We start from the raw sequence: 24,141 nt of genomic DNA, 5'->3' as shown, positions 1-24,141 counted from the left end.
CTCTTGGGCCCGCTTCGCCCGAGGCGTCGGACCGGGCCAGCGGGAGCAAGCTCCCTCGCCACGGGGATCGCGGAGGGTTATTGCGCCAACCACCCTCCATCAACATTCCACGCCGCGCCCCGCACCTGGCTGCCGGCTTCGCTGCAGAGGAACAGCACCAGTTCCCCCAGCTGCGGCGGGGTGACGAATTCCAGGGACGGTTGCTTCTCGGCCAACAGATCGTGCTGGGCCTGTTGCGGGTCGACGCCGCTGGCGATGCGGTCGTCGATCTGTTTCTGCACCAGTGGCGTCAGCACCCAGCCTGGGCAGATTGCATTGCACGTCACGTTGCTGGTAGCGGTTTCCAGGCCAACCACCTTGGTCAGCCCGATCACCCCGTGCTTCGCGGCGACGTAGGCGGCCTTGCCCACCGAACCGACCTGACCGTGCACCGAGGCGACGTTGACGATCCGTCCCCAGCCCTTGGCGCGCATGCCCGGCAGGCTCAGGCGAGTGGCGTGGAACACCGAGGACAGGTTGATGGCAATGATCGAATCCCAGCGCTCCACCGGGAAATCCTCCACGGCCGCCACGTGCTGGATCCCGGCATTGTTCACCAGGATGTCCACGCCGCCGAATTCGCGCTCGGCGTAGGCGAGCATGTCGGCAATCTGTGCCGGGTCGCTGACATCGGCCGGATGATGGCCGACCTTGCCACCGAACTGCTTGACCTCGGCGACCACCGCCGAGGCATCGCCGAAGCCGTTGAGGATCAGGTTGGCGCCGGCCTTGGCCAGGCTCAAGGCGATGCCCAGGCCGATGCCGCTGGTGGAGCCGGTGACCAGGGCAGTCTTGCCCGAAAGAAGTGTCGTCATGGAAACCTCACACAATGCCAGTGGCGTAGAACACACCGATCACGAAGAACACCGCGAGGGTCTTGATCAGCGTAATGCAGAAAATGTCTTTGTAGGCTTCACGATGGGTTAGGCCGGTGACGGCCAGCAAGGTGATCACCGCGCCGTTGTGGGGCAGGGTGTCCATGCCGCCGCTGGCCATGGCGGCCACCCGGTGCAGCACTTCCAGGGGAATGTTGGCGGCGTGGGCGGCGCTGATGAAGGTTTCGGACATCGCCGCCAGGGCGATGCTCATGCCCCCCGACGCGGAACCGGTGATGCCGGCCAGCAGCGTTACGGTGACTGCTTCGTTGACCAGCGGATCGGGAATGTTCTTGAGCCAGTCGGCCAGCACGAGAAAGCCCGGCAATGAGGCGATCACCGCACCGAAACCGTATTCCGAAGCGGTGTTCATCGCCGCGAGCAGGGCACCGCCCACTGCGCTCTTGCTACCTTCGGCCAGTTTGCTGCGAATCGCGCGGAAGCCGAACAGCAACACCATGACAATACCCACCAGCAAGGCGGCCTGTACCGCCCAGATCGCGGTGAGCTTGGCGATGTCGCTGGTCACCGGTGTCGCCATGCCCGGCAGCGCCAGGCTATGCGTCTTGCCGTACCACTGCGGGATCCACTGGGTAAACAGCAGGTTCATGATCCCCACCGCCAGCAGCGGCGAAACGGCGATCCACGGGTTGGGCAGCTTGATGTCCTCAGCGGTTTCCGGCTCGTTGCGCAGTTCGGTGCCATAACCTTCACCGGCGCGTTGGGCCTTGTTGCGCTGGCGCTGCAAAAACAGCATGCCGAAGCAGAAGACGAAGATCGTACCGATCACGCCCAGCCACGGCGCGGCCCAAGCGGTGGTGTTGAAAAAGGTGCTGGGGATGATGTTCTGGATCTGCGGCGTGCCGGGCAGGGCGTCCATGGTGAACGAGAATGCGCCGAGGGCGATGGTGGCTGGAATCAGCCGCTTGGGGATATTGCTCTGGCGGAACATTTCTGCGGCGAACGGGTACACCGCGAACACCACGACGAACAGCGACACGCCGCCATAGGTCAGCAACGCGCAGACCAGCACGATCACCAGCATGGCCTGGCGCGTACCCAGCAGGCGAATCGCCGCGGCGACGATGGAGCGGGAGAAACCCGACAACTCGATCAGCTTGCCAAACACCGCGCCAAGCAGGAACACCGGGAAATAGAGTTTGATGAAACCGACCATCTTATCCATGAACACCCCGGTGAAGGCGGGGGCGACGGCGGATGGATCGGTAAGCAGGACCGCGCCGAGGGCGGCGATCGGGGCGAAGAGAATGACGCTGTAGCCACGGTAGGCGGCAACCATCAGCAGCGTGAGGGCTGCCAAGGCAATGATCACACTCATGGTGTGTCTCCTGGGATTGTTATTGTTGTGGGTGATGCTTTGAGGAGGGCTATAGCGATATCTGTGCCAGATGGCTAAGTAGCTGATAGATAAGGATAAATTTTGTTATTGAAAAGCGAGGGAGAAGGATGATTCTCTGTTTTGAGATTTTTGTTGGAGGGGCCGGCCTCTTCGCGAGCAGGCTCGCTCTCACATGAAACGGTAAAGGACCGACAGAACGCTGTACCGGTGGGAGCGAGCCTGCTCGCGAAGAGCGCGTAGCGCTCCAAGATCGGCAGTCTAAAAAAAGAGATTTCAGTCTCTTTATTGAGACTCCGCAATCCCCAGCGCCACCATCTTCTTGTACAACGTCGATCTTCCCAGCCCCAACCGCTCGGCCGCCTCGACTACCTTGCCATCGCATTGCGCGAGGGTGGTTTCGATCAAGTGTCGGTCAAATCGAGCCCGGGCCTGGCTGAAGGTTTCCTGCGCCAATAACGGCTCCAGGGTCGGGCCTGTCGTGCGCTCAACCGGGATGAAAGTGCCGATGGCCGCGCGGATGTCAGCTGCGCTGAGCATCAGGTCGTCGCTGAGCAACGCGGCTCGTTCCAGCACGTTGCGCAATTCCCGAATGTTGCCCGGCCAGGCATGCTGGCCCAGCAGACCGAGGGCGTCGCGGTGCAATTCGTGCTGGCTGCGCAGTTCTTCGAGGATCGCCTCACTCAGTGCCGGCAGATCATCCAGGCGCTCACGCAGCGGCGGGACCTGGATCGGCAGCACGTTGAGACGGTAATAGAGGTCGGCGCGGAACTCGCCGCGCTTGATTGCCGCTTCAAGATCGGTGGAGGTCGCGGCAATGATCCGCACATCGCTCTGCAACACCTCGTTGGAGCCGACCGGTTCGTATTCTTTCTCCTGAAGCACCCGCAGCAGTTTGCTTTGCAGCGGTAGCGGCATGTCGCCGATCTCGTCGAGGAACAGCGTGCCGCCTTGGGCGATCTGCAGTTTACCGGCGCGGCCCTTGCGGTCGGCGCCGGTGAAAGCGCCTGGCGCGGTGCCGAAGAACTCGGCTTCGAGCAGCGATTCGGGGATGGCAGCGCTGTTGATGCTGACAAAGGCCTTGTGCGCCCGCGGTGAAGCACTATGGATCGCCTGGGCCAGCAACTCCTTGCCGGTACCGGTTTCGCCGAGCAGCAGCACCGGTGAATCGGTGCTGGCGCTGCGTCGGGCGCGGCGCTTGACCTCCAGGCCGGCGCTGCTGGTGCCGATGAAGTGGGCAAAGTTGTACTTGGTCTGCCGCGCCCGCAGCAACGAGCGGGTGGAGGCCAGTTCTTCCTGCATGCTCAGATAGCGCTTGAGCATCGGCGACAGGCTGCGCAACTCATCGAACAGGGCAAAACCGATGGCGCCGATCACCGCGCCGGCGTTGTCGTGGATCGGCAGGCGCATCACCACCAGCGGTTCCTTGGGCGTGTCCTGCATGTCCAGCAGGATCGGCCGTCCGGTGCGCACCACCTCACGCAGCAAGCTGCCGGGGATGACGCTTTCGCAGGCGCGGCCGATGGCTTCCTGCGCCGAATTCAGGCCGAAACGACGGGCGTAGCGCTCGTTCATCCAGACGATGTTCGCATCGCGATCGACAATGACCGTGCCTTCGCTGGACTGCTCGATGATCTCGAACAGCGAGCGGATCGCCAGCGTGCGTACGCGCTTGTAGTCCTTGAGACTTTCGGTGGGATTCATCAGGCATTCCAAAAAGAGGTGGGCTTGCCGGCACCCTCGGATGAGTCGCGGCATTATGCCTGATCAAACTCGGCGTTCTGTAGTGGGGCCAAGCCGGTGGAGAGGGCTGTTTTTACCGCCAGAATTGCCACAGGAAAAGCTGTACGTATGAAGTACTCTGTACATGTTTTTAGGCCCGTTCGTGACTGTACTGGAGGATCCATGAATAAATTCAACCCTCGCAAACTCAAGCTTTCCAAGTGGACCGCCTGCCAGCCCGTCAACCGGGAAAAGCATTTTCTCGTCACCCAATTGCTCTGCGACGAACAGGATTGCCCCGTTCAGGTCGAGTTGCAGGCGGTGTATAGCGGACGGGTGGCCGTGCTGGACTGGCGTGATCTGACCGACAGCGAACGGTGGAAAATCGGTTGGCACTGAGTCTTGGACAGGTGAGCGAATCTTCCTTCAGAAATTGTACATACAAAAAATTATGTACAACTTTCGCGGCGATGATGGCTTAATAGTGCCTCTTCAGAAAAAAGGCATTCCGCCTTTCAGACGGCTACGGCCAAGCACTCATGTCACCGGGAGCGGCACCCATGTTCATTCGCACTCGCAAACATCAGGACGTCTTGCACGAGACCCAGGGCGCACTGGCCTCTCTCGAAGCCGAGCGGGCGGCTTTTCACCAATCGATGGCGATCGTCGAGTTTGCGCCTTCAGGCGAAATACTTGGCGCCAACGCGCTGTTTCTGAACATGACCGGCTATGTGCTGGAGGACATCCTCGGCAAGCATCACCGGATGTTCTGCGCGCCTGAGTACACCGGCAGCCGCGAATATGCGGTGTTATGGCAGCAACTGGCCCAGGGTGAGGGTAGCGAACAGCAGTACCTTCATCTGGCACGCGATGGCCTTGGGTCATGGGTGCAAGCCAGCTACATTCCTGTGCGCGATCAGCGCGCCAGGGTCGAACGCATCATCCAGGTCAGCCGCGACATCAACGACCGCGTGCTACGGGCTCAGGCCGAGTCGAGTTTCATGCAGGCGATCGATCGCTCCATGGCGGTGATCGAGTTCGATCTGGGCGGTCATGTCATCAATGCCAACGTCAACTTCCAGAAGGTCATGGGTTATGGCCTGGAGGAGGTTCGCGGCCAGCATCATCGGATTTTCTGCGAGCCCGGCGAAGTTCAAGGCGAAGCCTATCGCGATTTCTGGGCTGGACTGAACCGTGGCGAATACAAGAGCGGGCTTTTCCAGCGCGTCGACAGGCACGGCAACACAGTCTGGCTGCAGGCCACCTATAACCCGCTCTACGATGCCCAGGGCCATTTGTACGGGGTGGTCAAGTTTGCCACCGACAGCACGCATGAAGTCGAGCAACGCCAGAACGAATCAAAGGCGGCGCAGTTGGCCTTCGAGACGTCCCGGCAGACGGATGAGCACACCCAGTTGGGCACCGCCGTCGTGCAGCAGACCGTGACCGTAGTGCAAAGCATCGCCGATGAACTGCAACAGGTCGCTACCGGGATCAGCGCACTCAGCGCGCAGTCCGAAGAGATCGGCAACATTGTCGATGCCATCCGGGGAATCGCGGAACAGACCAACCTGCTTGCGCTCAATGCGGCCATCGAGGCCGCTCGTGCCGGTGAGCAGGGTCGCGGCTTCGCGGTGGTTGCCGATGAAGTGCGCAATCTGGCCCGGCGCACCAGCCAGGCGACCGTTGCCATTACCGAAGTGGTCGGCAAGAACCGCGACCTGGCCAGGCAGGCGGTGGGCAGCATGCAATCGAGTACCGCCAAGGCCGAGCAAGGCGTGAAGCTGGCGAACCAGGCCGGCACCGTCATCCTCGACATCCATCGGGGCGCGAAGCAGGTGGTGGAGGTCATGGGCGAATTCGCCCAGACCCTGGACCAGCGCCGCGAAGCCTGATCGGGTCAGGCTTATCCCGGATGGGCCGCCGCCAGCAGTTCCCGGGTGTAAGGGTGTCGGGGCGAGTCGAATACGTCGTGGCTGGCGCCTTGCTCGACGACCTTGCCGTCCTTGATCACGATCATGTCATGGGCCAGGGCTCGCACGACCGCCAGGTCGTGGCTGATGAACAGGTAGGTCAGGCCGTGTTTTTCCTGGAGCTGGCGGAGCAGGGCGACCACTTGTTTCTGCACCGTGCGATCCAGCGCCGAGGTCGGTTCGTCCAGCAGGATCAGCGCGGGCTTGAGCACCAGCGCCCGGGCGATGGCGATGCGTTGGCGCTGGCCGCCGGAAAACTCGTGCGGGTAACGATGCCGGCTCTGCGGGTCGAGGCCGACTTCCTTGAGCGCCTGGATCACCTGGGCTTCGCATTGCTCGGCGCTGGACCTGCTGTGCACCTCCAGGCCTTCGCTGATGATCTGCTGCACCGACATTCGCGGGCTGAGGCTGCCAAACGGGTCCTGGAAGACGATCTGCATCTGCTTGCGCCAGGGCCGCAGTTCTTTCTGCGACAGCTGATCAAGGGCTGCGCCGCTAAAACGGATGCTGCCTTCGGATTCGATCAACCGCAGGATCGCCTGGCCGAGCGTGGACTTGCCGGAACCGGATTCGCCAACAATGCCCAGGGTCTTGCCGCGCTGGATGCTCAGGCTGATGCCATCCACGGCGCGCAGGTATTGCTTGCGCCGCAACAGCCCGCCACCGATGGGGAAGCTGACCCGCAAATCCTCAACCTGCAACACGTCTTCGCGCTCGTCCCGGGGCAGGGCTTCGCCTTCCGGCTCGGCGTGCAGCAGTTCGCAGCTGTAGGGGTGTTGCGGTGCGCTGAACAATGTTTCGCAAGGCGCCTGTTCGACGATTTCTCCCGCCTTCATCACGCACACCCGCTGGGCGATGCTGCGCACCAGGTTGAGGTCATGGCTGATCAGCAGCAGGGACATGCCGAGCCGCTGCTGCAATGACTTGAGCAGCAGGAGGATCTTGCGTTGCACCGTCACGTCCAAGGCAGTGGTCGGCTCGTCGGCAATCAGCAACTCCGGTTCGCAGGCCAGGGCCATAGCGATCATGACCCGCTGGCGCTGACCGCCCGATAGTTGGTGGGGATAGGCCTTGAGCCGTTCGGCCGGGTTCTGGATACCCACCAGGTCTAGCAGTTCCAGGATCCGCTGGCGCGCCGCTTTGCCGCCCAGTCCCCTGTGCAGCATCAATGTCTCGCCAATCTGTTTTTCGACGCTGTGCAATGGATTCAGCGACGTCATCGGCTCCTGGAAAATCATTGCGATCCGATTGCCGCGCAACTCGCGCAAGGTCTTGGCCTCGGCGCCCACCAGTTCCTGGTCTCGATAACGAATACTGCCGGTGGTGCGTGCGCCGCTGTCGGTCAGCAATTGCAGAATCGAGTGAGCCGTCACCGACTTGCCTGAGCCGGATTCGCCCACCAGGGCCAGGCATTCGCCAGGGCGGATATCCAGGCATAGGTCGCGCACTACCGCCTGGTCGTTGAAGGCCACGTTCAGGTTGCGGATTTCGATCAGGTTGTCGCTCATCTAAAAGCTCCGCTTCAAGACCGGGGATCAAAGGCGTCGCGCAACGCCTCGCCAATGAACACCAGCAGCGACAGAATCAGTGCCAGGGTGAAGAACGCCGTCAATCCCAGCCACGGCGCTTGCAGGTTCTGTTTGCCTTGGGCGATCAACTCACCCAGGGACGCGCTGCCGGCCGGCATGCCGAAGCCGAGAAAGTCCAGGGCCGTCAGGGTGGATATCGCGCCGGTGAGGATGAACGGCAGGTAACTCAAGGTCGCGTTCATGGCGTTGGGCAGGATGTGTCGCACGATCACCTTACGGTCGGTCAGGCCCAAGGCCCGTGCCGCTTTCACGTACTCCAGGTTGCGCCCGCGCAAGAACTCGGCGCGCACCACATCCACCAGCGCCAGCCAGGAGAACAGCGCCATGATCCCCAGCAGCCACCAGAAATTCGGTTCCACGAAACCGGACAGGATGATCAGCAGATAGAGCACCGGCAACCCGGACCAGACTTCCAGCAACCGTTGCCCGAGCAGATCCACCCAGCCGCCGTAATAACCCTGCAAGGCGCCGGCGGTAATTCCGATCAGCGCGCTGATGGCGGTCAGGGCCAGGGCGAACAGGATCGACACCCGTGCGCCGAAGATCACCCGCGCCAGCACATCACGGGCCTGATCATCGGTGCCCAGCCAGTTGACCGTCGACGGCGGGCTTGGCGCCGGCTGGTTGAGGTCGTAGTTGGGCGTGTCGTCGCTGAAAGGAATGGGCGGGAAGAGCAGCCAGCCGCCATCCTGGTGAATCAGGTTCTGTACATAGTTGCTGCGATAGTCGGCCTGGAACGGCAACTGACCGCCAAATTCCTGCTCGGTGTAGCGCTTGAAAACCGGGAAGTACAGCGAGCCCTGATAGCTCACCACCCATGGCTTGTCGTTGGCGATCAGTTCACCGCCCAGGGTCAGGGCGAACAGGCCGATGAACAGCCACAGCGACCACCAGCCACGACGGTTTTTCATGAAGCGCTCGAAACGCCGCCGGCCCAAGGGCGAGAACTTGAACATCAGGCGTTCCTCGCGGCGAAGTCGATACGCGGGTCCACCAGGGTGTAGCAGAGGTCACCGATGAGCTTTATCAGCAGGCCGAACAGGGTGAAGATGAACAGCGAGCCGAACACCACCGGATAGTCTCGGGACACGGCGGCTTCATAACTCATGCGCCCCAGGCCATCGAGGGAGAAAATGACCTCGATCAGCAACGAGCCGGCGAAGAACACGCTGATGAATGCCTGGGGAATGCCCGAGACCACCAGCAGCATCGCGTTGCGAAACACGTGGCCGTACAACACGCGCCGTTCGCTCATGCCTTTGGCCCGGGCCGTCACCACGTATTGACGGGTGATTTCGTTGAGAAACGAATTTTTGGTCAGGATCGTCAGGGTGGCAAAGCCGCCGATGACCAGCGACGTGACGGGCAGCACCAGATGCCAGAAGTAATCGGCGATCTTGCCCAGCGTCGATAGTGATTCGAAGTTGTCCGACACCAGTCCGCGCACGGGGAACCAGTTGAGGGAGGTGCCGCCGGCGAACATGACAATCAGGAACATGGCGAACAGGAACGCCGGCATCGCATAGCCGATGATAATCGCGGTGCTGCTCCACACGTCGAATGCCGAACCGTGGTGCACGGCCTTGCGAATGCCCAGCGGAATCGACACCAGGTAAGTGATCAGCGTCGCCCAGAGCCCGAGGGAAATGGTCACCGGCATCTTTTCCAGGATCAGGTCGGTGACCGTGGCGCCGCGGAAAAAGCTCTTGCCGAAATCCAGGCGGGCATAGCTGGTGAGCATCAGCCACAGGCGTTCGTGGGCGGGCTTGTCGAAACCGTACTGTTTCTCGATGTCCTTGATCAGTTGCGGGTCCAGGCCACGGCTGGCGCGCGAGCTGCCGGCCATGGCATTGCCCGAACTGCCGACGCTGGCGCCGCCGATACCCTGCAGGTGGGCGATGGCCTGTTCGACCGGCCCGCCCGGTGCGGCCTGCACGATCACGAAGTTCACCAGCAAAATGATCACCAGCGTCGGGATGATAAGCAGCAGGCGCCGTGCAATATAAGCCCACATCAGTGATGTCCTCCGGGTGCGCTGCGCTTGATGCGTTCGGCGGTCATCTGTTCGTTGGTCAACGGCGTGGTGCTGACTTCCCACCAGCTTTCGATGGCTTCGTCATTGCTGGCCTGGACCTTCGGCATGCCGAAGCGATTCCACCACACGGTCGAGCTGCCGGGTGGGTAATAGTTGGGGATCCAGTAGTAATTCCATTGCAGTACCCGGTCCAGGGCGTGGGCATGGCGGAGCATGTCGCTTTGGGTGGTGGCCTTGACCAGGCCGTCGATGAGGGCATTCACGGCTGGGTTCTGCAGGGCCATGTAGTTGTTTGCGCCCGGATCATTGGCGGCCGCCGAGCCGAAATAATTGTAGAGTTCCATGCCGGGCGAGGTGCTCACGGGGTAACCGGTGATGATCATGTCGTAGTCGCGACTCATCAGGCGGTTGACGTACTGGGACGAGTCGATGCGCCGGATGCTCATGTCGATGCCGATCTGGGCCAGGGTCCGCTTGTAGGGCAGCAACAGACGGTCGATACCGTTCTGGGTATTCAGGAACGTGAAGCCCAGGGGCTCGCCTTCGGCATTCACCAACCGGTCGCCGTGGGGCTTCCAGCCGGCCTGTTCGAGCAGCGCCAGGGCTTGCAGCTGTTTGTCACGGATCACGCCGCTGCCGTCGGTTTTCGGCGCCTCGAATACGTGCGTGAACACCTCATCCGGGACTTTGCCGCGCAACGGTTCGAGGATCGCCAGTTCCGCCGCATCGGGGAGTTGCCGGGCGGCGAGGTCGGTGTTGGAAAAGAAACTCTGCTGACGCACATAGGCATTGCGCATCATCTGGCGATTGCTCCATTCGAAATCCCAGAGCATGGCCAGCGCCTGGCGTACGCGGCGGTCCTGGAACTGCGGGCGTTGCAGGTTGAACACGAAGCCCTGTGCCGGCTGCGGCGCGTCTGTGGCGAGGTGGGCCTTTTGCAGGCGGCCGTCGCGCAGGGCCGGGCTGTCGTAGCCGATGGCAAAACCGGTCGCGGAAAACTCGCGGTTGTAGTCGTAGGCGCCGCCACGCAGGACCTGTCGGGCCACATCGGTGTCGCCGAAATATTCAATGCTGAAATGGTCGAAATTATACAAACCGCGACTGACCGGCAGATCCTTGCCCCACCAGTCTGCATTGCGTTCGAAAGTGATGCTGCGACCCGAGTCGACTTTGCTCACCCGGTACGGACCACTGCCCAGCGGGGCTTCGTAGCCGCCGCCATTGGCGAAGTCGCGGGTTTTCCACCAATGCTCGGGAAACACCGGCAGGGTGGCAACATCCAATGGTAGCGTGCGGTTTTCGTTGTTCTTGAAATCAAAACGAACGCTGCGAGGCGACTCCACCACGACGCCTTTGACCGCGGCGAACTGTGTGCGGTAGCGCAGGCTGCCCTGGGTCATCAGCAGCTCGAAGCTGTAGCGCACGTCCTCGGCGGTAATGGGTTTGCCGTCGGCGAAGCGGGCTTTGGCGTTCAGGTAGAAGCGCAGCGACAGACCATCCTCGGCACGCTCCATTTTCTCGGCCACCAGGCCATAGACGGTGTAGGGCTCGTCCAGCGAACGCTGGGCCAGCGGCGAATAGAGCATGCCGTCGACCTGGCTGACACCGATGCCTTTGTCTATATAGGGCAGGATATGGTCGAAATGACCGATCTCGATGGCCGAGCGGCGCATCGTGCCGCCCTTGGGGGCCTGGGGATTGGCGTAGGCAAAGTGGCCGAAGCCTTCGGCGTATCTGGCCGGCTCGCCATAAACAGTCAGGGCATGTTGGGGGGCGGCGCTCACACCTGCGGCGCCTGTCAGCAGGACCACGGCAGTGAGTAGCCAGGAGGGAAACGCCAGTCGCATTGTCAGCCTTAGAGCCGGGTGATCGATGACCATGATTTGTACGCGAGCGGCGCGCTCATCGCCAGCCCCTCGCATCACGCAAACATGACGGCCCACCAAAGGGCGGGCCGTCTGTCGATAAACCGGGATCAGTCCTGGCGGCTGGTGACTTCCAGCAGGTGATAGCCAAACTGGGTCTTGACCGGGCCCTGGACCACATTGATCGGGGCGCTGAACACCACGGTGTCGAACTCCTTGACCATCTGGCCTGGACCGAACGAGCCCAGGTCACCGCCTTGACGGCTGGACGGGCAAGTGGAGTTTGCCTTGGCGACTTCGGCAAAATCAGCGCCGCCTTCGATCTGGGCCTTGAGTTCGTTGCACTTGTCTTCGCTGGATACCAGGATGTGGCGGGCAGTGGCTTTGGCCATGGGAAATCTCCTTCAGTGTTTTCAAAACGTCCAGCCTACCGGAATCAGTAGGGCTTTGTTGTCAAAAATGCGACGTGTCGATCAGAGTCCGACGATTCGCAAACGCTCGGCGTGCCTTATATAGAGCGCTAGCGGGTCGGTTCCCTTGCGGTGCCCACTGGCGTTCGCGTGGTTGATGGCGTGCAAGTGGTCCAGTGGGTAATCGGAGCGAATGACCTTGCCCAGATGGGAACTGAAGCGCCCGACGATGCCATCGTTCTGTCCGGCTTCGGTAATGAAGTATTCGGAAAAGGCCCGGCAGAAATCATGCAGCGGACCTGCCGCACCGCAGGCTTCGCCAGGGGTGTCTTGCAGCGTGCCGCTCCAGGAGTAGTAGCGAACGCCGTTGACCAGCTGCGGCCCGTTGCCGCCCCAGTTTCGGGGCAGGCCCTGGGGGTATCGGTCGTTGAACGCGCCCACGCCTTCAGTCGTCAGTGCCGCCAGCGCCGCGATGGCGTTCTGTGGAAGCCGAGCCTGGCCGCTGAGTGCCGAGATGAAGTCGGCGAAGAGTGTTGCGACCCGGTTCGCCACATGCTCCGGCAATCGCCCGGGGGTCAGGGCCTTGCGCAGGAAGTCGGCCAGTTCCGAGCCCTGGTTGGGGCCGCTGACCGACGTGACCGAGGCGACTCGTTCGGGGGCGGTTGCCCCTGCATAACGTGCCGCCAGCGCACCTTGGCCATGCCCGATCAGGTTGACCCGGGTGGAGCCGGTTCCTTCCAGGACCCGGTCGATCTGCGTCAGCAGTTGTTCACCACGGGCTTCATTGCAATGGGTAGCCGACAGATACGGGATGAAGACCCGCGCGCCGGCGGTGCGCAAAGCCTGTTTGACGTTCTGAAAGAGCCCGAAGGCGCCGATCCTGTCGAATCCGAACAACCCATGGACCAGCAGGATAGGAAAGTGAGTGTTTGCATTCCGTTGCATGTTCGTACCTTTTTCGAAGAGGTTCACCTGGATTTGCCGGCACCACTCTAATGCAGGCGACAAGCGAGCGGTGTAGGACCAAACCGCGGTAAGCCAGGGAAACTGGAATAGAAAAAGCAGGAAGATTCATTTGGTAGGCGGACGATGCCGAAGGTCCGGGACACTTCCGATAGTCGTCGCGGCTGGCAGCTACAACGCTCGGCGCAACAGCCCACCGATCATGGTCGACTTGTCTGACTGCGCATTTGCCGCGGGCGGGTTCAAATGACTTCAGCGGCGCCGTGATGTGCATGGCGCCTTTTCCAAAGGACTGGAACGTGAAAACGAAGACTTACCCATCGCCGCAGGACAGTAGCGACCCGTGCTGCGCAAGACTGCCAGCGCCTTCCCTGGCTGAGGCCAAGGGAGGCGTGGTGGATCCGGCCTGGAACAAGGCCGTGATCAAGATCAAGCCGTATCCGACGATGACGAGTGGTGATGAAGTGCGGCTGCGTTGGCATGGGCTCAATAACGAAGGCGACCCCTACCGGCATGAAACCAGCAGGTTTATCACCGAGCGGCAGGTCGGACGGGACGTGGTTTTTGTCGTTCGTGAACCGCATATCGCCGAGCTCGACGGAGGTTCGCTGGAGATCTCCTACCAGGTAGCCGGAAAGTGGATCCCCGGCGTGCTGAGGTCGCAAGCCCTGCAACTTGAAGTCGGCGACAGGCCCGAGCTGCTGTTGCCACCGATTGCCAATGATGCGGTGGGTGGCAGCCTCGATCCCGCCCGGGTGCCGGAAGGAGCGCGGGTGACCGTCCGGCCTTATGCGAGGATGGCGGTCGGTGATCGGCTGGCCTTGAGTGTCAGCCAGGATTCCAAGGCGCTTTGGCATGACGTGCTGCACATCGAGGAGCATGCGTTGGGGCGTGAGGTGTCATTCTGGATCGATTATTCGCACCTGGCGCCGTATGTCGGCCACCGGTTGAGCCTGGGCTATGTTGTCAGGCATGGACGCTCGGCACGCCAGGCCGAGTCTTTGTCGATGCATATCGGCCCCTTGGTGCGCCCTGCGCTGAAGGCGCCCCAGGTCGCGGCGCTGAACGAAGGAGGGCTCGATATCGAAACGCTGCAAGGCCCGGTGACGGTGGTCATCGATGGCACCGGACTGGCGGCGGGCGAATGGGTCGGCCTGCAATGCAACGGGACCTATACCCATGTGCAGGAGCGGGAAATCACCGAGGCGATGGTCGGCCAACCGCTTGTCTTCGAGGTGCCGGCCGCCTATTGGCAGGAGCAGCGAAACAGGTCGGTGCAACTGTTTTATCAGGTGGAACGACTGGACGATGTCAGCCAGCGGTCTGTGGAAATCACTATCGAGGTGCGTACCCGGGCGCCTGGTTGAGCGAGGCCCTCCCTTCACGGAGGGCCTGTCGGGTGCGTCAGGCCTGCAATCGCAACGAGTGATCGGCCTGGCGCAGCAGCTGCTCGGTGGCCTCCCAGCCAAGGCATCCATCGGTCACCGACACGCCGTAGCGCATCGTCGGCCCCAATGGTTGGCAACCCTCAGACAGATGGCTTTCCAGCATCATGCCAATGAGGGCGCGGTTTCCTTGCAGACGCTGTTCCAATACGTCATTGAACACCTGCGGCTGGCGCAACGGGTCCTTGCCGCTGTTGGCATGGCTGCAATCGACCATGATCCGGGCCGGAATTTTGAGGCGGGTGAGGTCGTCGTGTATCTGCGCCACGCTCTGGCGATCATAATTCGGCCCGCGATGGCCGCCGCGCAGCACCAGGTGAGTGTCGGGGTTGCCCTGGGTCTGGATGATCGCCGGGTGTCCCTGGCTGTCGACGCCGAAATGCCGGTGAGGGTGGGCGGCGGAGCGCATGGCGTCGCAGGCGATGCCGACCCCGCCGTCCGTACCATTCTTGAAACCGACCGGCATGCCGAGGCCGCTGGCCATTTCCCGGTGAATCTGCGATTCGGTGGTCCGGGCACCGATGGCGACCCAGCTGAGCAGGTCGTCGAAGTAGCCAGCGGCCATGGGTTGCAGCAATTCAGTGGCGATCGGCAGGCCGAGTCGCAGCATCTCATGCATCAGCTTCCGGGACAGGTTCAAGCCGGCAGCCATGTCGTCACTGCCGTCCAGATCGGGGTCGTAGGCCAGGCCTTTCCAACCGATGGTGGTGCGGGGCTTCTCGACATAGGCGCGCATGACCAGCAGCATGCTGTCGCTCACTTCGCGGGCGAGGCGCGCCAGGTTGGCAGCGTATTCAAGCGCGGACTCAGGATCGTGGATCGAGCAGGGGCCAACGACGACCAGCAGGCGGGAGTCCTCGCCGTCGAGGATCGCACGCACCGCTTGGCGATGGGTTTCGACCTGTTGGCTCAGCGCAGTGGCGAGCGGCAATTGCTGTTTGAGCTGCAGAGCGCTTGGCAGACGCAGGGTCAGCGCTTCATTGGCAGGCGTGAGGGTGGACAGTGGCAAAGCAGAAACGGACGAATTCATGATCTGGCTTCCTGGGCGAGCAGCGGGTTCGTTCCCGCGCGCCGGCCCTATTGGGGTGTTCGACAATTGGCCGTGATGGCCGGCAATGAAGGCATGCCACCGGTAGGTGACCGATCGGAGGCGGCAGGCTGTCCCGAGCGGTGGCTGGTAAATCGCCAGGCGGTAAAACTGTCGTAACGGTAATAAGTGGCGTAGTTCATGGTTCGATCCTCAAGTTGTCTGGTGCTGCAATTGTCTGGGCCTGAAAAACAAAACCCCCGGTCGGGAGGCCGACCGGGGGTTTGGAAAACTCTGGTAGGCGACCCGTTTGAAATGGGCGCCGGTTGGGTATCAGGCGCGCCAGTGGCTAAACCAATACCCAAAATAAAAGCTGACCGGAGTCTGGACGGTGTTCACCCGGGCAGCCGCAACCGAGCGCAGGGCGCTGGCGGTGTGAAGCTGTGCAAGGACGTTGAACATGGTCTGTCTCCGATGAATGATCCGCAGCTTACTAGAGCGAGGCGCGCCGGTTCAATAAGAAAATCCTATCGGATTGATGACACCGTCCACGCCGCTTGAGTCCGGCGGGCTTTGTGACAAACTCAGCGCTTTGTCCCCTCCGTCAAGGACGCACCATGAGCCGAGCCTTCGCTGCCGCCCAATCGATTTCCATTCCGGGGGACATTGCCGGCAACCTTATCCATCATCAGCGCTTCATGGAGGCCGCCGCCGATCGGAATGTGGGGTTGCTGGTGTTTCCAGAACTGTCGCTCACCGGGTACGAGCGAGGGCTGGCCGCGGAACTGGCTATCTTGCCGGAGGATGTTGTGTTGCAGCCGCTGCGCGACCTGGCGCGGGAGCTCGGCCTGACGGCGGTGGTCGGCATGCCGATTCGCCTCGCGGCCGACGCCCCGGTGCTGATCGGCGCATTGGTGCTCGGTGCGGATGGCTCCCTTGGGGTCTACAGCAAACAGCATCTGCACGCGGGGGAAGAAATCGCTTTCGCGCCCGGTCACGGCGGTTCGATCCTGGCGATGGGCGCGGATCGCGTGGCGTTGGCGGTGTGCGCCGATTTTTCCCAGGCCAGCCATGCGGCGGCAGCCGCGGAGCAGGGCGCTACGCTGTATGCAGCCGGCGTGTTGATAACCGAGGGAGGCTATGTAGCGGACACGACGTTGCTGCAAGGTTACGCCCGGCAACACGCCATGATGGTGCTGATGGCCAATTACGCTGGCGCTACCGGAGGGTGGGAGTCGGCCGGTCGCAGCGCGATCTGGGCGGCCGATGGTTCGCTGATTGCCGCGGCGCCAGGCGTCGGCGAGCTTCTGGTCATGGCTCATCCCCAGGGCAGCGGCTGGGTAGGGCAGGTGGTGCCGCTTTGACGAGGTCTAAAATGATGTTCGAATGGCGCCCGGCTGAGGTCGATGATATCGAATTCGCCCGACAGCTGACGTGCAGCAATATGCTTCCCTATTATCTGCGTCATGATTTGCTGTGGCAGGACGAAGCGTTTGACCTGGCCTGGGTGATTCGCCAGAACTGGATCATCCATCGGGGTGACCAGGCGCTGGGTTTCGTCAGCCTCAGCCGCGACGCCCGTGCGCTGTATATCCGGGAGTTGCAGATTGACAAGGCGTTTCATGGGCAGGGGGCCGGAACCTGGGCGATCGGACAGGCCTTGGGGATGGTGGCGCTGGAGCGTCGCCCCGCGTTGCGCCTGACCGTGTTCAAGGATAATCCGGCCAGGCAGCTCTACGAACGCATGGGGCTGCGGGTCGTCGGCGAGGATGAATGTTTCCTGAGAATGCAGCGGGACGTTGCCGCTTGAGGCTGCGGATGTCGGATTTCATGAAGATGTGTTGTAACTTTTATCTGCCCCTTTGCGCTAGGTCTGCCGAATGCTTTTTGCTAAGGTGTGAGGCAACCCATACAAGACCAAATCGTGAGGTGTCTGCTTGATTAGGGTGTTAGTGGTCGACGACCATGATCTCGTCCGTACGGGCATTACACGGATGCTGGCTGACATCGATGGCCTGCAAGTGGTTGGCCAGGCCGAGTCCGGGGAAGAATCCCTGATCAAGGCGCGGGAGTTGAAACCCGATGTGGTGTTGATGGACGTCAAGATGCCGGGCATCGGCGGCCTCGAAGCCACGCGTAAACTGCTGCGCAGCCATCCGGACATCAAGGTTGTCGCGGTGACCGTCTGTGAAGAAGACCCGTTTCCGACCCGGTTGCTGCAAGCGGGCGCGGCGGGTTACCTGACCAAGGGCGCCGGCTTGAACGAGATGGTCCAGGCCATTCGCCTGGTGTTTGCCGGCCAGCGCTACATCAGCCCGCAGATCGCCCAGCAGCTGGCGATCAAGTCTTTCCAGCCGACCAACGACTCGCCCTTCGATGCGTTGTCCGAGCGGGAAATCCAGATCGCGCTGATGATCGTCGGCTGCCAGAAGGTCCAGATCATCTCCGACAAGCTTTGCCTGTCACCCAAGACCGTCAATACCTACCGTTACCGTATCTTCGAAAAGCTTTCGATCAGCAGTGATGTCGAGTTGACGCTGCTGGCGGTGCGCCACGGCATGGTCGATGCCAGCGCCTGAAAATGACCGAACAGTTTGATCCCAGCGCTTTTCTGTCCACCTGCAGCGGTCGCCCTGGCGTGTACCGCATGTTCGACAGCGACGCGCGCCTGCTTTATGTCGGCAAGGCCAAGAATCTCAAGAAGCGCCTGGCCAGTTATTTCCGCAAGACCGGCCTCGCGCCGAAGACTGCGGCCCTGGTGGGGCGCATCGCGCAGATCGAAACGACCATCACGTCCAACGAAACGGAAGCACTGCTGCTTGAGCAGACGCTGATCAAGGAATGGCGCCCGCCCTATAACATCCTGCTGCGCGACGATAAGTCCTACCCGTACGTGTTCCTGTCGGACGGAGCGTTTCCGCGCCTGAGCATTCATCGCGGGGCCAAGAAGGCCAAGGGGCGGTATTTCGGTCCTTACCCCAGCGCTGGGGCGATTCGTGAAAGCCTGAGCCTGCTACAGAAAACCTTCTTCGTTCGCCAGTGCGAGGACAGCTACTACAAGAACCGCACCCGGCCGTGCCTGCAATACCAGATCAAGCGCTGCAAGGCCCCGTGCGTCGGGCTTGTCGAGCCCGAGATCTACGCTGAAGACGTACGTCACTCGGTGATGTTCCTGGAGGGGCGCAGCAATGCGCTGACCGACGAGTTGTCAGCAGCGATGGAAGAGGCATCGATCAACCTCGAATTCGAACGCGCCGCGGAGCTGCGCGACCAGATCGGGCTGCTGCGCCGTGTGCAGGACCAGCAGAGCATGGAAGGCGGCAGCGGCGATGTCGATGTCGTTGCGGCGTTCATCAACCCCGGCGGCGCCTGCGTCCACCTGATCAGCGTGCGCGGCGGTCGCGTTTTGGGCAGCAAGAATTTCTTCCCCCAGGTCGGTATCGAGGAAGACGTGGCCGAAGTCATGGCGGCTTTTCTCGGCCAGTACTACGTCAGCAGCCCGGAGCGCGATTTGCCCAGCGAGTTGATTGTCAACGTGGTGCATGAAGACTTCCCGACCCTGATCGAGGCCATCGACAAGCTCCGCGGTCGCGAACTGACCATCAGTCACCGTGTGCGCGGCACTCGGGCGCGCTGGCAGCAACTGGCCGTGACCAACGCCGAACAGGCGCTAGGCGCGCGCTTGGCCAACCGCCAGCATGTGGCGGCGCGATTCGAAGCCCTTGCCGATGTCCTCAACCTGGATGAACCACCGCAGCGACTGGAATGCTACGACATCAGTCACTCCAGCGGCGAGGCGACGGTAGCCTCTTGCGTGGTGTTCGGTCCGGAGGGGCCAATCAAGTCCGATTACCGACGCTACAACATCGAGGGCGTTACGCCGGGCGATGATTATGCGGCGATGCACCAGGCGCTGATGCGGCGCTTCGGCAAGCTGAAGGACGGCGAGGGCAAGTTGCCGGACATCCTGCTGGTGGACGGTGGCAAGGGCCAGTTGTCCATGGCCCGCGACGTGCTCAATGAATTGTCGGTCCCGGATCTGATTCTGCTGGGGGTTGCCAAGGGCGCCACGCGCAAGGCCGGTTTCGAGACCCTTTACCTGAACGACGCGGCCCACGAATTCACCCTGAAGGGAGACTCGCCGGCGCTGCACCTGATCCAGCAGATCCGCGACGAAGCCCACCGTTTCGCGATCACCGGCCACCGCGCCCGGCGTGGCAAGACCCGCCGTACGTCTACGCTGGAAGGCGTGGCGGGGGTGGGGCCGACGCGACGGCGCGACCTGTTGAAACATTTTGGTGGCTTGCAGGAGCTGTCTCGTGCCAGCATCGAAGAGATAGCCAAAGCACCCGGTATCAGTAAAAAGCTCGCAGAGTCGATTTATGCGAACCTGCATAGCGAGTAGAATGCCCGTCAACCTCGTAGCCAGTTGTGCCGATGAATATTCCAAACCTGATTACCGTTCTACGCGTCCTGCTCATCCCGATCTTCATATTGCTGTTCTATTTGCCGTACCACTGGAGCTACGTGGCCTCCGCCTCGGTCTTCGCCTTCGCCGCCGCAACAGACTGGCTCGACGGCTACCTGGCCCGCCGCCTGGAGCAGAGCACGCCATTCGGCGCGTTCCTCGACCCGGTGGCCGACAAGCTGATGGTCGCGGTGGCGCTGGTGCTGCTGGTGCAGGAACACGGCAACCTCTGGCTGACCTTGCCGGCAGCGGTGATCATCGGACGCGAAATAGTCGTATCGGCCCTCCGCGAATGGATGGCCGAACTGGGCGCCCGTGCCCAGGTTGCGGTATCGAACCTGGGCAAATGGAAAACCGCCGCCCAGATGCTGGCGTTGGTTATCCTGCTGGCGAACCCCTCGGACTTCAGCTTCTGGGTGCTGTTGGGTTACGCATTGCTGCTGGTGTCCGCAGGCCTGACATTGTGGTCGATGGTCCAATACCTGCGCGCCGCCTGGCCGCACCTGCGGACTGACGTTGATCCGAAATAAAACTTTTTTGAATCAAAGGGTTGACGGCGTGTTATGAATCTATAGAATGCGCCACACCAAGACGCGGGAATAGCTCAGTTGGTAGAGCACGACCTTGCCAAGGTCGGGGTCGCGAGTTCGAGTCTCGTTTCCCGCTCCAAATATTGCGCTACAGAGTTCCACTGAATTCTGTAAGTGATTGAAATAAGGGCCTTTAGGCCCTTTTTTCGTTCCAGCGGGAACCACTGAAATCCAGCACTATCCGGTGCGTTTAAGTCCAGGATTGAGTCCAGAATCCTGACGCGTACCGAATCGGTTTGATGCTGGAGCAGATTGTGTAGCGAGATGAGCATCTGGCCCTGACTCTGTTCAGGAGCTCGCGATGGCACTCTCAGAAATGACAGTTCGGCATGCCCGAATCACCGGTAATGACTACACCCTCGGCGACAGCGATGGTCTCACACTCAATGTGACGGCCAGAGGCGGAAAAGTCTGGCTCTTCCGTTATTACTGGGCTGGCAAGCAGAAGCGCATGTCCTTGGGTTGTTACCCACAAATCTCCCTCAAAGAAGCACGTACACGACGTGACGATGCGCGCGCCTTGGTTGCCCAGGGCATCAACCCCTATGAGCATCGTAAACAACAGCGACTTGCTGTTCATGCTGCGAAGGAGCACACCTTCGAGGCCGTGTTCAATCAGTGGGTGGAGTTCCGCAGGCTAAGCCTGAAGGAAGGGCGCCAGAGCACGCTCTCGCAGATCTTGAGGATCTTCAGTAAAGACGTCCTGCCCCTACTGGGTGGGCGGTCCATCTACGATATCAATCGTCACGATCTGCTGGATTTACTGAGCAGGATCGAACAGCGCAAGGCCTTAACGACCGCCGAAAAATGCCGGACTTGGTTCAACCAATTGTTCCGCTATGCGCTGGTGAAGATCGAGGGGCTGGAACACAACCCAGCTTCAGACCTTGATGTGGTTGCACTCCCCAAACCTCCGGTTACGCATAATCCATTTCTTCGTATGGACGAGCTCCCGGCATTGATGGCTGCCCTTCGAAACTACGGTGGCGCCAACCAAACTCGGCTTGGCCTCCGGTTGTTGCTGCTGACCGGTGTCCGCACGGGCGAGTTGCGGTTGGCGACACCCGACCAGTTCGACTTGGAGAAGCGTTTGTGGGTCATACCGGCGGAAGTGGTGAAACAACTTCAACTAGCAATGCGGAAGCCAGGTAAGCAGATTCAAAATGTACCGCCCTACATTGTCCCGCTATCGGTTCAGGCGCTGGAGATTGTGCGTCACTTGCTGAACCAGGTTGTCCCCGCGCAGCGCTACTTGTTTGCGCATCGAAGCGACCTGAGCAAACGTATCAGTGAGAACACGCTGAATGGCGCGTTGCGTCGGATGGGGTATGCCGATCAACTCACCGGTCATGGGATGAGGGCGACGATCTCGACGGCGCTGAATGAGATCGGGTATCCGAAGGTTTGGGTGGATGCTCAGCTTTCGCATGCTGACCCGGATAAAGTCAGTGCAGCCTACAACCACGCGGAGTACGTCGAGCAGCGCCGGACGATGATGCAGGACTGGGCGAACCGTCTGGATCTTTGGGGGCAGGGCCAGCTGAAAGCGGCGAGCTCTCCGCTTACCATTCGATTGGAGGGGGCCGCTTCGCTACCGTCACTGGAAAGCGCGAGCGCAAATTCCATTCAGTTCAACGGAAACTTTCCAGTGACAACGGTCTCGGTGCCCAAGGCTTCGGTTAATGACGAGCCGGCTCTTGTCGTGTCGCATCAGTCGCCTGTCTTACCTCTTTCGGTGCCGACTGAAAAACCGCATCAATCTCACGTGTCTGACATCCAGCGCGAACGTGCCGAGATGCTAGTCACCTATGAAGCTTCGAGTAATTTGCCGCTGCTTGTCTTCGCCAAACTGGCAGGCAAATCCCGAGATCAGATCAACCGCGATATCAAGGCTCGGCGCCTGCTATCGCTGAGCCTGGGGAATCGCGGTCAGCGCATTCCTGACTGGCAGCTTGATCCACTGCGGCATAAGTTGGTACTTGCTGCATTGGCGCGGTTTCCAGATGTCGATGCGTGGAGGCTTTATCGGACGGTCTATGAGCCTCATGAGCAACTGAAGGGGCGTTCGCCAATCGATGGGCTCACTACGGATAATTTCGAATTAACCGTGCAGATTGTCTGCGGGGCGCTGGGGCCGAGATAACGCTCCATCTTTGAGGAAATGGCGGGGCTGCCGCTGAATTTACTGCTTTCGGTGAACCCCCATCTTCATTCGGGGGGCCGGTGGGGCGCGTGCGCGAAGGTCGATGGTCCGCTGAAGATCAAAGTGTCCGAAAACATTTAGACTCGACTCTAGCACAGTGGCTTCAGGCCAAAAATATTTGGTCTTGCCCCAGTGTTGCCCCCAATCCCCGCCGATGCACAAGCAGTCATCCTTCCGGAACCGCCGCGTGTGGTCCGTCGCCAAAAAGGGGTTAGACACGAAGCGAGGGAGGTCGGGCGTCGCGTCAGACCATCATCGGGAATACGACTGTTCCTGGACCCAGAGGGCTCAGGCTAGGGCGGTTCGCGATCAGATCCCCTAAGCCACGCGCAGCCAGCTCGCTGTCTGTGATCGGGTTTTCGACCTCAATGATCGGGTCCCACACTTCACCACCTTTGGCCGCCAGTTGCGCCAGCAGCCAGCGAGTCGGGTTGGTCAAGCGCCGCGCTTCGGTGAGGATCAGCGGCACCGCGGCCACCTCATTGATGGTTTTCGGCCCCTTCAGGCGTTCGGGTCAGCTCTGATATGCCCGACCTGGGCCAACCACACCGGCTCGCTCACCACTAGGTTTTGCTCGTTCGCAGGGAAATAAAAAATCATCCACGCGGTTGACACATCAAATCGTGCAGATCTAATCTGCATACAGCGCTGCATACATGACGGCGTATGCAGCTCCAACGCTTGTACCTTTCTGCCAAAAAAACTAAATATCGGTGAGGTCAACATGAAACGGCTCCATTCTTCCCCCCTTCGCAAGATGCTTGCAGGTGTCGCTGTGCTAGGCGCGTTACTGGCCCAGGTCCCGGCGCATGCCGCCGATCCAACGCTTTGGCAGGGTATCCAGAAGGCTGGAGTCCTGCGTTGTGGGGCGGCCGTGGCGGCGCCATATGTGATGCGCGATGCGCGCTCGGGCCAGTACAGCGGCTACTTTGTCGACCTGTGCCGGGACTTCGGGGAGAAGGTGCTGAAGGTCAAGGTCGAGTTCGTCGACACCAACTGGGACAATCTGGTGGCAGGCCTGCAAGGCGGCAAGTGGGACCTGGCGATGGCGCTCAACCAGACGCCGGAGCGCGCCATGGCGGTGACCTTTTCGGTGCCGGCTACCGACTACCAGATCTCCCTGTTGACCAACAAAGACAACCCCAAGTTTGCCAACTCCGGCAACACCCTCAGCGACTATGACAAGCCCGGGGTATCGATTGCCGTGATGTCGGGCACCGCCGCCGACAAAGCCATTTCCGGCGTGGTCAAGAACGCCACGATCATGCGCCTTCCTGGCATGGATGAAACCCGTCTGGCGGTCATGTCCAAGCGCGCAGATGTGCTGGTCGATGCCAATGACACCAACCACCTCTTCGCTATCGCCAATCCCGACTGGACCAAGGAAATCCTGCCCGTGCCGGCCCTGGCCAAACAGGGCGTCGCCTTCGGCTTGCCGCGCAATGCCTCGCCGTCGGACCTGCAAGTGCTGAACATCTATCTCACGCAACGTCGAGAAAACGGTGAGATATCCGCCCTGGTGGATAAGGCTTCCGCGCTCGCCAACGCTGGCGATAAAACCCCTCAGTGATGTTTTGACG

22 protein-coding genes, 1 tRNA gene and 1 pseudogene are annotated in these 24,141 nt (G+C 61.1%); 12 read left to right on the top strand and 12 right to left on the bottom strand.

Features of this window, described 5'->3' with window-relative positions; genetic code table 11:
• Window positions 1–77: 77 nt before the first annotated feature.
• From J3P96_RS17380 to J3P96_RS17370, 3 genes are all read right to left on the bottom strand, one after another.
• On the bottom strand, window positions 78–854 hold the full coding sequence (locus tag J3P96_RS17380) for a 3-hydroxybutyrate dehydrogenase (RefSeq protein WP_434652593.1): 777 nt from the start codon (window positions 852–854) through the stop codon (window positions 78–80).
• A 7-nt stretch (window positions 855–861) separates the two neighbouring features.
• Window positions 862–2,253, bottom strand: coding sequence for a GntP family permease (locus J3P96_RS17375; RefSeq protein ID WP_305495295.1), 1,392 nt, complete (start codon window positions 2,251–2,253; stop codon window positions 862–864).
• Between the two features lie 303 nt (window positions 2,254–2,556).
• Window positions 2,557–3,975 (bottom strand): sigma-54 interaction domain-containing protein, encoded by a 1,419-nt coding sequence (locus J3P96_RS17370; protein ID WP_434652592.1) that lies wholly within the window; start codon window positions 3,973–3,975, stop codon window positions 2,557–2,559.
• A 201-nt stretch (window positions 3,976–4,176) separates the two neighbouring features.
• On the opposite strand from J3P96_RS17370, the gene J3P96_RS17365 reads away from it, so the two are divergent.
• The 3 genes and pseudogenes from J3P96_RS17365 (at window position 4,177) to J3P96_RS17355 (ending at window position 5,888) form a co-directional block, all read left to right on the top strand.
• Window positions 4,177–4,392, top strand: coding sequence for a TIGR02450 family Trp-rich protein (locus tag J3P96_RS17365; protein WP_434652591.1), 216 nt, complete (start codon window positions 4,177–4,179; stop codon window positions 4,390–4,392).
• A 140-nt stretch (window positions 4,393–4,532) separates the two neighbouring features.
• A pseudogene (locus J3P96_RS17360) lies at window positions 4,533–5,285 on the top strand (PAS domain-containing protein); the annotation flags it as partial.
• 12 nt (window positions 5,286–5,297) lie between these two features.
• Window positions 5,298–5,888 (top strand): methyl-accepting chemotaxis protein, encoded by a 591-nt coding sequence (locus J3P96_RS17355; protein WP_434658227.1) that lies wholly within the window; start codon window positions 5,298–5,300, stop codon window positions 5,886–5,888.
• A gap of 11 nt (window positions 5,889–5,899) precedes the next feature.
• Here J3P96_RS17355 and J3P96_RS17350 read toward each other — a convergent pair whose 3' ends face one another.
• The 6 genes from J3P96_RS17350 to J3P96_RS17325 form a co-directional block, all read right to left on the bottom strand.
• Window positions 5,900–7,474 (bottom strand): ABC transporter ATP-binding protein, encoded by a 1,575-nt coding sequence (locus J3P96_RS17350; protein WP_434652590.1) that lies wholly within the window; start codon window positions 7,472–7,474, stop codon window positions 5,900–5,902.
• 14 nt (window positions 7,475–7,488) lie between these two features.
• Window positions 7,489–8,511 (bottom strand): ABC transporter permease, encoded by a 1,023-nt coding sequence (locus J3P96_RS17345; RefSeq protein ID WP_434652589.1) that lies wholly within the window; start codon window positions 8,509–8,511, stop codon window positions 7,489–7,491.
• Window positions 8,511–9,569: a microcin C ABC transporter permease YejB gene (locus tag J3P96_RS17340; protein WP_434568873.1), complete on the bottom strand. Its 1,059-nt coding sequence runs from the start codon at window positions 9,567–9,569 to the stop codon at window positions 8,511–8,513. The genes J3P96_RS17345 and J3P96_RS17340 overlap by 1 nt, the downstream gene beginning before the upstream one ends.
• The gene (locus J3P96_RS17335; protein WP_434652588.1) at window positions 9,569–11,437 is read right to left on the bottom strand and encodes an extracellular solute-binding protein; all 1,869 of its coding nucleotides are present in this window, start codon (window positions 11,435–11,437) and stop codon (window positions 9,569–9,571) included. Before J3P96_RS17335 ends, J3P96_RS17340 begins: the two co-directional genes overlap by 1 nt.
• Before the next feature lie 128 nt (window positions 11,438–11,565).
• Window positions 11,566–11,847 (bottom strand): peptidylprolyl isomerase, encoded by a 282-nt coding sequence (locus J3P96_RS17330; protein ID WP_007912303.1) that lies wholly within the window; start codon window positions 11,845–11,847, stop codon window positions 11,566–11,568.
• A gap of 81 nt (window positions 11,848–11,928) precedes the next feature.
• Window positions 11,929–12,810: an esterase/lipase family protein gene (locus J3P96_RS17325; protein WP_434568871.1), complete on the bottom strand. Its 882-nt coding sequence runs from the start codon at window positions 12,808–12,810 to the stop codon at window positions 11,929–11,931.
• Window positions 12,811–13,127: 317 nt separating this feature from the next.
• Between J3P96_RS17325 and J3P96_RS17320 the strand changes: the two genes are divergently transcribed.
• Complete coding sequence (locus J3P96_RS17320; protein WP_434652587.1) at window positions 13,128–14,195, top strand: hypothetical protein; 1,068 nt, start codon at window positions 13,128–13,130, stop codon at window positions 14,193–14,195.
• A gap of 37 nt (window positions 14,196–14,232) precedes the next feature.
• Here J3P96_RS17320 and J3P96_RS17315 read toward each other — a convergent pair whose 3' ends face one another.
• A complete protein-coding gene (locus tag J3P96_RS17315; RefSeq protein WP_434652585.1) occupies window positions 14,233–15,303 on the bottom strand; it encodes a 3-deoxy-7-phosphoheptulonate synthase in 1,071 nt (356 codons plus the stop codon).
• A gap of 330 nt (window positions 15,304–15,633) precedes the next feature.
• The gene (locus J3P96_RS17310; protein WP_434652583.1) at window positions 15,634–15,762 is read right to left on the bottom strand and encodes a hypothetical protein; all 129 of its coding nucleotides are present in this window, start codon (window positions 15,760–15,762) and stop codon (window positions 15,634–15,636) included.
• Between the two features lie 155 nt (window positions 15,763–15,917).
• On the opposite strand from J3P96_RS17310, the gene J3P96_RS17305 reads away from it, so the two are divergent.
• The 7 genes from J3P96_RS17305 to J3P96_RS17275 all read left to right on the top strand — a co-directional run bounded on the left by J3P96_RS17305 (window position 15,918) and on the right by J3P96_RS17275 (window position 22,501).
• Entirely contained in the window at window positions 15,918–16,664 is a 747-nt protein-coding gene (locus tag J3P96_RS17305) for a carbon-nitrogen hydrolase family protein (RefSeq protein WP_434652581.1), read from the top strand.
• 11 nt (window positions 16,665–16,675) lie between these two features.
• On the top strand, window positions 16,676–17,110 hold the full coding sequence (locus tag J3P96_RS17300) for a GNAT family N-acetyltransferase (protein WP_434652579.1): 435 nt from the start codon (window positions 16,676–16,678) through the stop codon (window positions 17,108–17,110).
• A gap of 127 nt (window positions 17,111–17,237) precedes the next feature.
• Window positions 17,238–17,879: a response regulator transcription factor GacA gene (gene gacA / locus J3P96_RS17295; protein WP_003200277.1), complete on the top strand. Its 642-nt coding sequence runs from the start codon at window positions 17,238–17,240 to the stop codon at window positions 17,877–17,879.
• A 2-nt stretch (window positions 17,880–17,881) separates the two neighbouring features.
• The gene (gene uvrC, locus J3P96_RS17290; RefSeq protein WP_434568865.1) at window positions 17,882–19,705 is read left to right on the top strand and encodes an excinuclease ABC subunit UvrC; all 1,824 of its coding nucleotides are present in this window, start codon (window positions 17,882–17,884) and stop codon (window positions 19,703–19,705) included.
• A gap of 32 nt (window positions 19,706–19,737) precedes the next feature.
• Complete coding sequence (gene pgsA, locus J3P96_RS17285) at window positions 19,738–20,298, top strand: CDP-diacylglycerol--glycerol-3-phosphate 3-phosphatidyltransferase (RefSeq protein WP_030141409.1); 561 nt, start codon at window positions 19,738–19,740, stop codon at window positions 20,296–20,298.
• A 63-nt stretch (window positions 20,299–20,361) separates the two neighbouring features.
• Window positions 20,362–20,437, top strand: a tRNA-Gly gene (locus J3P96_RS17280).
• A gap of 222 nt (window positions 20,438–20,659) precedes the next feature.
• Window positions 20,660–22,501 carry a tyrosine-type recombinase/integrase gene (locus J3P96_RS17275; RefSeq protein ID WP_434652576.1) on the top strand — a complete coding sequence of 614 codons (1,842 nt, stop codon included), beginning with the start codon at window positions 20,660–20,662 and terminating at the stop codon, window positions 22,499–22,501.
• Window positions 22,502–22,805: 304 nt separating this feature from the next.
• On the opposite strand, the gene J3P96_RS17270 is transcribed toward J3P96_RS17275, so the two are convergent.
• The gene (locus tag J3P96_RS17270) at window positions 22,806–23,030 is read right to left on the bottom strand and encodes a hypothetical protein (RefSeq protein ID WP_434652574.1); all 225 of its coding nucleotides are present in this window, start codon (window positions 23,028–23,030) and stop codon (window positions 22,806–22,808) included.
• A 255-nt stretch (window positions 23,031–23,285) separates the two neighbouring features.
• Here J3P96_RS17270 and J3P96_RS17265 point away from each other — a divergent pair, with 255 nt between their 5' ends.
• The gene (locus J3P96_RS17265) at window positions 23,286–24,131 is read left to right on the top strand and encodes a substrate-binding periplasmic protein (protein ID WP_434652572.1); all 846 of its coding nucleotides are present in this window, start codon (window positions 23,286–23,288) and stop codon (window positions 24,129–24,131) included.
• The last annotated feature ends 10 nt before the right edge of the window (window positions 24,132–24,141 follow it).

Origin of the sequence: Pseudomonas sp. R3-56 (assembly GCF_051132075.1) — a bacterium.
Lineage (GTDB): Bacteria > Pseudomonadota > Gammaproteobacteria > Pseudomonadales > Pseudomonadaceae > Aquipseudomonas.
Note: the sequence above shows the minus strand (reverse complement) of the source record. Positions and strands in the feature narration are given on the sequence as shown.